Origin of the sequence: Armatimonas sp., assembly GCF_031410135.1 — a bacterium.
In the GTDB taxonomy this organism is placed as follows: Bacteria; Armatimonadota; Armatimonadia; order Armatimonadales; family Armatimonadaceae; genus Armatimonas.
The window spans coordinates 1-1,196 of the sequence record NZ_JANNYP010000849.1; the positions used below are offsets into that span (position 1 = coordinate 1).

General features: G+C 62.2%; 1 protein-coding gene. It reads left to right on the plus strand.

Features of this window, described 5'->3' with window-relative positions:
• Positions 1–72 precede the first annotated feature (72 nt).
• Positions 73–1,196 (plus strand): beta-propeller fold lactonase family protein (locus tag RMO15_RS30590; protein WP_309722187.1); only part of this gene is annotated, 1,124 nt, incomplete at its 3' end.

Below are 1,196 nucleotides of genomic sequence, written 5' to 3' on the forward strand. Positions count from 1 at the left end.
CCTCCCGAGATGTGGCGCTAAGCATCAGGTAAATTTAACCCATTCCCACGTAACGTGCGCTACAATCGGGGCATGATAAACAAACGGACGCTGGCTCTGAGTGGAGCCTTGATTCTCGGGACAAGTGCGGTCTTAGTGGCGCGGCAAAGGCTAGAGGTTCTCAAGGGGGGCTCGCTGAAGCTGGTGGCGACGGGCTGGACGATCTCTCCGGCGGGCAAAGAGCATGTGAAGATTGGGGACACGCTTCTCTCGTCGGCGCTACGACCCGATGGACAGCTCCTCGCCGTGAGCAATGGCGGCGGTGCAGCACACGGGGTGAGCCTGATTGATCCAGCGACCGGGATGCTCAAGCAGCAGGTGAAGTTTGGCCGGACGCATGCGGGGCTGGCATGGTCACCGGATGGCACGACTCTCTATATCTGCGGCGGAAACTCGGGGCTGATTCAGGTGCTCACCAAGCAGGCCGACGGGAGCTACGCGCCGGGTGCGCCGCTGACGGTGCTGGATACCAAGCCTGCGGCGGCAGCTGCAAAGAAAACCAAGCGCCAGAGCGGAGTCTACTTGAGTGGCCTTGCACTCTCGCCCAGTGGCAAGCGCCTCTACGCCGCGGATCTCGCCAGCGATACCCTTGTCGCACTGAGCACCGATGGCAGCGAGAAAATCGATCGGGAGCTGGAGGACGGGGCAAAGCCAGGGGCGCTGAAGCTGACCACGGACGGCAAGTACGTGCTCTGTGCACTCTGGGGCAAGGCGCAGGTGCTCGTGTTAGATGCGGCGACTCTGGAGACGAAGCGAACACTCACGGTCGGGGCGCACCCCAACGACCTGCTGCTGGCCTCCGACGGGCGGCTCTTTGTCTCCTGTGGCAACGAGGACGCGGTCTATGTCTTTGATTTCGCCAATTTAGATGTCTCGGCCTCGATCCGCGACGAGGACTCGCCCCAGCTCGAAAAGATTGTGACGCGCCTGCCGCAACAGAGCTCGCCGGGTGCCACGCCCTCGTCGCTGGCGCTCTCGCCCGATGAGAAGACGCTCTATGTCGCCTGCTCGGATATCAACGCCGTGGCCGTGATCGCCACCGAGCGCCGGGGCGGGAGTAAAGTCAGTGGGTTTATCCCCACCGCGCACTACCCGACCACAGTGACGGTCTCTAGCGATGGCAAGAAGCTCTTTATTGGCAGCAGTAAGGGAGTCGG